Raw genomic sequence first — 6,932 nt, 5'->3', positions numbered from 1 at the left:
CGGGCGGCGGTCGAATTACGTTTGCTCGCTTGGGCTTTCGCTCGAAGGTTCCGGCTCGGTGGCGGCGACCGTTCGCTCGTGCTTGCCCTGGCGCGCCTTGTGCTGAGCCTGGTGTTCCTGGGCGATCGCCAGCTCGACGGCACCCGCGATCCGGTGGAATCCCTTGCGGTCGTAGAGGTGCGTGACGATGCCGCCCAGCAGCAGCCCGATCACGAGGCCGATCGTCGTCATGATCAGCGCCTGGGAGATCCCGGTGTCCGCGTGCCCCTTGAAGTACAGCAACGACCGGGTGCCGAGGAAAACCTGGTGCATGGGCTCGAATTCGGCCAACCAGCGGAAGAACGTCGGCGTCGCCTCCAGCGGCACGGTGGCGCCGGCCGAGGGCAGGCCGAGGATCACGAAGATCAACATGCTGACCAGCAGGCCGCCGGTGCCCAGCACGGAGAGCAACGAACTGGAGGTGATGCCCACCGCGGCGATCGCGAATACCCCGAAGGCCCAGAGTTGCCAGCCGAGGTCGATGGGCATGCCGAGCCCATGAGCGATCGCGATATAGACGGCGGAGGTGAGCAGGCCCAGCAGCACCATGATCGCCCACTTGAGCAGCAGCGTCTGAAATCGCGAGATTCTGACCTGCTCGGCGAAGCGATACACCGGACCGAATTCGGCTGGGACGTAACCGAGTAACGCGTCGACCAGGGTGCTGACCACGATACTGCCGGTGAACCCCGCGAGCAGCAGTAAGAGCGCGTAATAGAAGGCCGATAGCCCGTTACCGGTGCCGTCGGGCAGCGGGTTGAACACGGTCGACTCGATCTCGATCGGCGTCGACAGGCCCTCTTCGGCGGCCCCGGCCAGCGGCGCGCCGCCGGTCTGCGCCTTGACCGAAGCGAGGAGTCGTTCGCCCACTTCACCATTCGCCACGCCCATCGCCATGTTCAGCGTCTGCGCGGCGATGCTGGCGCCGAGCGTGCCGGCCCGCGGGTTCGTCGAGATCGTGATCACCGGCCGTTCCGCGGGACCGGGCACCACCGCGCTGGCGCCCAGATCGCGCAGCTTCGACGAGAAGCTGGGCGGGATCAGCACCGAGCCGTACACGTGCCCGGTGCTCAACTCGTGCTTGGCGGCGTCGCGACTGAGCACGCGGACGTCGAACTTGTTCTTGTCCAGGCCGTTGACCAAGCGGCCGGTGAGTTCCGCGCCGGCCGGCCCGGCGTCCTCGTTGACCACGGCGATGGGGAAGTGCCGCAGGTTGGTCATCGGGTTCAAGATGCCGCCGAGGTAGAGCGCGCACAGCGCCGACATCAGGGCCAGCGTGATCACGAGCGGCGCCGCCCAGAACCGCACGGTCCGGACCGCCTTCACGTTCCGGTTCGGGTTCGGCGCCGCGTGCTGCGGCCGCGATTGAGACATGCCGGCTCCTGTCTGTCACGCCCACTCTATGGGCTCGCGGCCCCCAGTTCAGCGTGCATCTCCCAGACCAGTAGTTCCGACGCATCGTTCGCCGTAACCCGCGCTTCGCCGGCATCGGTGAACCGAACGGCGTCACCGTCCCGCAGGTCGCCGGCGCCCTCGCAGGTGATCGCGCCCCGCGCCACGAAGAGATGCAGGTAGGGCGCCTGCGGGAGGATCACGGTGTCACCGGGCTGCAGCCGCGCGGCGTGTAGGGCGGCGCTGCGGTTGTGCAGGTCGATCGCCCCGTCCCGGCCGCGGATACCCGAGGCGATCGTCACGAGTGTGCCGTCCAACACGTCCGCGCCAATCTCTTGCTGTTGATAGCCGGGGGCGATGCCGGCCTCGTCCGGCACCACCCACATCTGCACGAAATGCACTGGCTCCGTGGGAGAGTCGTTCTCCTCCGAGTGCAGGATTCCGGTGCCCGCCGACATGCGCTGGGCCAGGCCGGGAACGATGACGCCGTGATTGCCGATGGAGTCCCGGTGCGCCAATCGACCCTTCATCACCCACGTCACGATCTCCATGTCCCGGTGCGGATGCGTGCCGAATCCGGTTCCGGGCGCGACGATGTCGTCGTTGTTGACCAGTAGCAACCCGTGGTGGGTGTTATCCGGGTCGTAGTGGTCGCCGAACGAGAACGAGTGCCGCGATGTCAGCCAGGGTGTGTTGGTGACGGCCCGCTCGGCCGCACGCCGGATGTCCGCGTGGGCAGCCATGGGCCCAGCCTAATCTCACCGGCGACGTCAGGACACGGTCGCGGCGAGCAGCCCCTGGGCATGCCTGAGCGCGGCCTCGAGCCCGGGCAGCGTCAGTCCGGGAGAGCGGCCCAGGTGGATCTCGATCTGGTAGTCCGGCTGGCCATCCGGCCCGAAGATCGGCAGCACTACGAACTCGGCCGCGGCCAAATCGGTTTCGAGCACATCGGTGACGGACTGCAGCGTCACCATCGTCATCAGGGTGGTGAGCTGGCGGGTCACCCGCGCCGTCGGCTCCAGGGACGTCAGCACCTCGGCGAGGCGATCGTGCAGCGACTGGTGGGTGTCGTCGAACCGCCACGCGCCGTACCCACGGGCTCGAATGTCGGCGAGCACCCGCTGGTGGTCGGCGACCTCCGCCCGGGTCAGCCGCGGCATCACCCGGTGCAGCCAGGCCCGCACGAATTCGTCGTCGCGCCAGGCCATGGCGACCAGGCCGAACGGCGGGTCGATGGGGAAGCGCTGGCCGACGGCTTGCCCGCCGTCGGTTCCGTGGCCGACCGCGTCCACCGTGGTCAGGTGCCGCCCGCCGATCTTCGACATGGAGCAGCCCGCGCCGAGCGCTTCATGCAGAAACCGCAGGGCGTCGCGGCCCCGGTCCAGCAGCGGGAACTGCGCCCGTAGCCCATGCACCAGCCCGAACAGGCCACTGCCCAGGACGTAGCGGCGATCTCCGCGGCGCGCCACCCAGGCGCGCCCTTCCAGTTCGGCCAGCACCAGGGCGCAGGTGGATGTGCTGATCGCGCAGCGCTTCGCCACCTCGGCGGACGTCAGCCCTGCCGGCGAATCCGCCAGCGTGGCAAGCACATCCATCACGCGGCCGGTGGGCGGCGATTTGGCGGTTGACGTACCGATGTCCACCTCCCTACCATCCGTCCAAATTGTAAATACATGCATCCTAATATTAGGAGATATCCGCGGTGATCAAGGTCGGATTGTGGGGGCCGGGTTCGATGGGGGTGATCGCCCTGCGCGGCGTCATCGACCACCCGGAGTTAAAGCTGGTCGATCTGGTCGTGCACAGCGACGCCAAGGCGGGCCGCGACGCGGGGGAGCTGTGCGGCATCGGGCCGGTCGGGGTTACGGCCACCCAGGACCCCTCGGCGATGCTCGCGGGCGGCGCCGATGCGGTGGTGTACGCCGCCGGTGCCAACCTGCGGCCGCTCGAGGCCGTCGAGGACATGGTCTCGATCCTGCGGGCCGGCAAGAACGTGGTGTCGTGTTCGGTTGTGCCGCTGGTCTTTCCCGACGGTGTCGACGCGGCGTTCACCGATCCCCTACGGCGGGCCGCGCTCGACGGCGGTGCGTCGTTCTTCACCACCGGCATCGACTCCGGCTTCGCCAACGACGTCCTGCCTTTGGTGCTTACAGGCGTCTCGCGCGTCATCGAGTCGGTCCGGGTGACGGAGATGTTCAACTACGCCACTTACCCGGATCGGGCCGCGGTGTACGAGATCCTGGGGTTCGGCAAACCCGCGGAATACCAGGCGTTCGCTGCCCAGCCGGGAATCTTCACCTTCGGCTGGGGGCCGGTCCTGCATCAGCTCGCCGCCGGACTGGGCGTCAAGATCGACGACATCGAGGAAAGCAACGAACGCCTTCCCGCCGCCGAGTCCTTCGACACGCCCACCGGCCACATCGACGCCGGGACGATCGCGGCCATGCGCTCCACGCTGACCGGATACGTCGCTGGGAAGCCAACTTTCGTCCTCGACCACGTCACCCGGATGCGCGACGACATCGCGCCGGACTGGCCGCAGCCTCACATCTCGATCCCGCCGAAGGACCTCGGGTACGGGCAGGCCTCCGGGCGCGGCCTCTATCGGGTCGAGATCGAGGGATCGCCCAGCATGCGGTGCGAATTCGAGATGGCGGAAGACCACGACCACGACCTGGGCGCCCGGATCGCGGGCGCCTCGAGGATGGTCAACGCCATCCCGGCGGTGTGCGCCGCCCCGCCGGGGCTGCTCTCGGCGCTGGACCTGCCGCTGGTCACCGGGGCGGGACTGGTCCGGCCCGTGCCGGGGCCGGCACCGGACAGCCGGTTGTTCTAGGCCCCGTCGCCGGGGTAGGTCGCGGCGGCGAGCGCCAGGATCTCGGTGCGATCCGCAGGCAGGATGAAGCGAGCGTCGATGGCCGCGTCGAGCGAGGCGGTGAAGCGCTCCAGGTATTCGGCCTTGCCGCCCGGGTAGAGGCGGCGCACCGTGTCGGCGTCGAAGGGTTCACCCGCCCCGAAGATCGCGGCCATCAGGTTTTCGTCGGTGGTGACGCCGGACGTGCGCGCGATCGGTACGTCCACCCAGGGGCTCCGAATGCCGCCCTGGGCAAGGCCGTTGGCGTCGAGCACCAGCTGGGGCGACTCGGATTCGCGCATGGCTATCGGCGCGGCCGAGGGCGCCGGCTCCCCGGTCCGGATCCACCCGTCGAGCGCGGCGACCGCCGCCTGCACCACGTAGTGATGCTGCGGGCCGAAGTTGATGTAGTGATCGAGTTGCTGACCCATCAGCATGTTGGTCGGCGCGTAAGCGGCCACGATGTCGGCGAGCGGGGCCGAACCGGAGTCGATCGGCGCCACCTGAATGGTGTAGTTGTCGGCGTGCGCGGCGCCGGGGATCTCCCAGACCCGCAGCATGTCGTTGTCGGGCTGCCTGGCGGAGTAATAGCCCAGCGGCACATGGCCGAACAGGTCGGTCTCGGTGATGACCGTGAGCAGTGGGACGCGCAGGTTCGGCCGGAACTTCACCGCCTGTTGCGACCCGCGCGAGGACTCCAGTCCCTCGATCAGCGAGACCCCGTCGAGCGGGGCGGCCGGCCCGAATCGGGAGTGCACCAGGAAACCGTCGTAAACGCGGGCGAGCGGATCGACGGCGTTGACGTAGGTGGTGAGGAACATCGCCGATTGCGACTCGCCGATCCCGATGACGTGTTGCGGATGCAGCCCGGCCAGGATGCCGTCGCCCCGATCCCTGACGAGTTCGCCGGCGTGGGAGAAGATGTCGAACGCGAAGGCGTCGCCCGGGTGGTGCAAGCCGCCGTAGCGGGCCGGATCTTGCGTCTTCAGGGACATGTCCATGCCGAGCAGGCTGGCGCCGCCGTCAATCCCGACCTTCTGCGCCGAGACGGCTACGTAGGCGTATCCCGCCCGGACGATTTCACGATGCGCCATCATCCATACGGCGGGCGCGTCGATGCCGCCGCTGACGTTGAGCCACTCGACCAGCGCGGTGCCGTTGAAACGGGCCGGATCGGTGGGTGTGATGGCGACGATCCGAGTGGTGTAATCGGCTGTCCCGCTGGGTGTTACATCCCAGCGACCGTCCGGGCCGAGCTCGCCGTTCGGCGCGAAGGACGAAGCGGTGCCGGAGATGAAGAACTCTTCGGCGGCGTAGCCGACGCTGCCGATGTCGAAGGCGCCCAGCAACAGCAGCGCCTTTCCGGACGCGGGTGTGACGTCGATGTATGTCATAACGCCTCCGGCAGGCCGAACTTCGCGAACAGCTTCTCGTCGAGGAAGGCCACCACGTGTGACACCGCGTCGCCGCGCACATCGAGGACGTGCAGCTGGAAGGGCACGTGCCGATCGCCGGCGCGCATGTACATGGCGGCGCCGGGCTGCCCGTTGGCGACCACCGGCAGCAGGCGCATGTCGCCGGGGTCCTGGGCGGGGCATTGCTGGTGAATGAGGGTGACGATGTCCCGCGGGCCCCGGTACCAACCGACGTACGGCGGCATCTCCCAGATGGCCTCGGCGGTGAACAGTTCGACCAGGCGGTCGATGTCGTAGGCCTCGAAGGCGGCGATGTAGCGCGCCAGCAGGTCCTGGGTTTCCGGGGAATCCGGTGCCGCCAACCGGTCGCCCGCGCTGGGCCCGACGGCGTCCAGCTGGGACCGGGCGCGCTGCAGCAAACTGTTGACGGCGGTCGTGGTGGTGCCGATCGCGTCGGCCACTTCGGCGGCCTTCCACTGCAGCACGTCACGCAGCAACAGCACCGCCCGCTGCCGGGGTGAGAGGTGTTGCAGCGCAGCGACAAACGCCAACCGGACCGACTCTCGCGACCCGACGATGACCGACGGGTCGGCCGGGTCATTCGTCAGGTCCGGGAGTGGTTCCAGCCAGGGCACCTCGCGCCGCTCGTGCAGTTCGGCGGTCGGGTCGGAGCTGGGTGCGCCCAACCCGGTCGGCAGCGGGCGGCGTTGCCTGCCCTCCAGCGCGCTCAGGCAGGTGTTGGTGGCGATGCGGTGCAGCCACGTCCGCATCGAGGACTTCCCCTCGAAGCGGTCGTAGGCCTTCCACGCGCGCAGCAACGTTTCCTGCACCAGATCCTCGGCGTCGTGCAGCGACCCGGTCATCCGGTAGCAGTGGGCGAGCAGCTCACGACGGTACGGCTCGGCGTGCGCCGAGAAGTCACCGCCGACCGGGGGGACGAGGTCGGAGTTCGCGGCGTTTTGCGCAAGCAGTCCCACGATGGGAGAGCCTACGACAGTGTCTGGCAGGGCGACCTGCATCGGGAGCCATTACGCTGCCCGTAATGACTAGGACCGTGCAGTGAACCGAGCCGAACGGAACTTCGACGGATTCGGTGGAGTGCGCATCGTTTACGACGTCTGGACACCGGACACCGCGCCGCGGGCGGTGGTCGTACTGTCGCACGGACTCGGCGAGTATGCTCGCCGGTACGACCACGTCGCGGAGCGTTTCGGGGAGGCGGGCCTGGTCAC

The 6,932-nt window shown here is 68.4% G+C and carries 7 protein-coding genes; 2 read left to right on the top strand and 5 right to left on the bottom strand.

From position 1 onward, the window contains the following. Positions 1 to 15: 15 nt before the first annotated feature. From A9X05_RS11190 to A9X05_RS11180, 3 genes are read right to left on the bottom strand one after another with little or no spacing between them, the layout of a single operon-like run. Positions 16 to 1,413, bottom strand: coding sequence for a YhgE/Pip domain-containing protein (locus A9X05_RS11190; protein ID WP_067781323.1), 1,398 nt, complete (start codon positions 1,411 to 1,413; stop codon positions 16 to 18). Between the two features lie 26 nt (positions 1,414 to 1,439). Next, complete coding sequence (locus A9X05_RS11185) at positions 1,440 to 2,174, bottom strand: pirin-like bicupin family protein (protein ID WP_067756086.1); 735 nt, start codon at positions 2,172 to 2,174, stop codon at positions 1,440 to 1,442. Positions 2,175 to 2,201: 27 nt separating this feature from the next. After that, complete coding sequence (locus A9X05_RS11180; RefSeq protein ID WP_067756159.1) at positions 2,202 to 3,026, bottom strand: MarR family transcriptional regulator; 825 nt, start codon at positions 3,024 to 3,026, stop codon at positions 2,202 to 2,204. 107 nt (positions 3,027 to 3,133) lie between these two features. Between A9X05_RS11180 and A9X05_RS11175 the strand changes: the two genes are divergently transcribed. Then, entirely contained in the window at positions 3,134 to 4,267 is a 1,134-nt protein-coding gene (locus A9X05_RS11175; protein ID WP_082970937.1) for a dihydrodipicolinate reductase, read from the top strand. Here A9X05_RS11175 and A9X05_RS11170 read toward each other — a convergent pair. Then, entirely contained in the window at positions 4,264 to 5,679 is a 1,416-nt protein-coding gene (locus tag A9X05_RS11170; protein ID WP_067756083.1) for an alpha/beta hydrolase domain-containing protein, read from the bottom strand. The genes A9X05_RS11175 and A9X05_RS11170 overlap by 4 nt on opposite strands. Further along, positions 5,676 to 6,719 (bottom strand): sigma-70 family RNA polymerase sigma factor, encoded by a 1,044-nt coding sequence (locus tag A9X05_RS11165; protein WP_231978327.1) that lies wholly within the window; start codon positions 6,717 to 6,719, stop codon positions 5,676 to 5,678. Before A9X05_RS11165 ends, A9X05_RS11170 begins: the two co-directional genes overlap by 4 nt. Positions 6,720 to 6,759: 40 nt before the next feature. Here A9X05_RS11165 and A9X05_RS11160 point away from each other — a divergent pair. Then, the coding region (locus A9X05_RS11160) for an alpha/beta hydrolase (RefSeq protein WP_197499021.1) at positions 6,760 to 6,932 on the top strand (173 nt) is incomplete at its 3' end.

The sequence above is a fragment of the Mycobacterium sp. E3298 genome (assembly GCF_001666895.1).
GTDB lineage: Bacteria > Actinomycetota > Actinomycetes > Mycobacteriales > Mycobacteriaceae > Mycobacterium.
Note: the sequence above shows the minus strand (reverse complement) of the source record. Positions and strands in the feature narration are given on the sequence as shown.

Coding starts and splice junctions, on each gene's coding strand:
- A9X05_RS11190 (WP_067781323.1), bottom strand. CDS start 1,413: ATGTCTCAATCGCGGCCGCAGCACGCGGCGCCGAACCCGAACCGGAAC.
- A9X05_RS11185 (WP_067756086.1), bottom strand. CDS start 2,174: ATGGCTGCCCACGCGGACATCCGGCGTGCGGCCGAGCGGGCCGTCACC.
- A9X05_RS11180 (WP_067756159.1), bottom strand. CDS start 3,026: ATGGATGTGCTTGCCACGCTGGCGGATTCGCCGGCAGGGCTGACGTCC.
- A9X05_RS11170 (WP_067756083.1), bottom strand. CDS start 5,679: ATGACATACATCGACGTCACACCCGCGTCCGGAAAGGCGCTGCTGTTG.
- A9X05_RS11165 (WP_231978327.1), bottom strand. CDS start 6,719: ATGCAGGTCGCCCTGCCAGACACTGTCGTAGGCTCTCCCATCGTGGGA.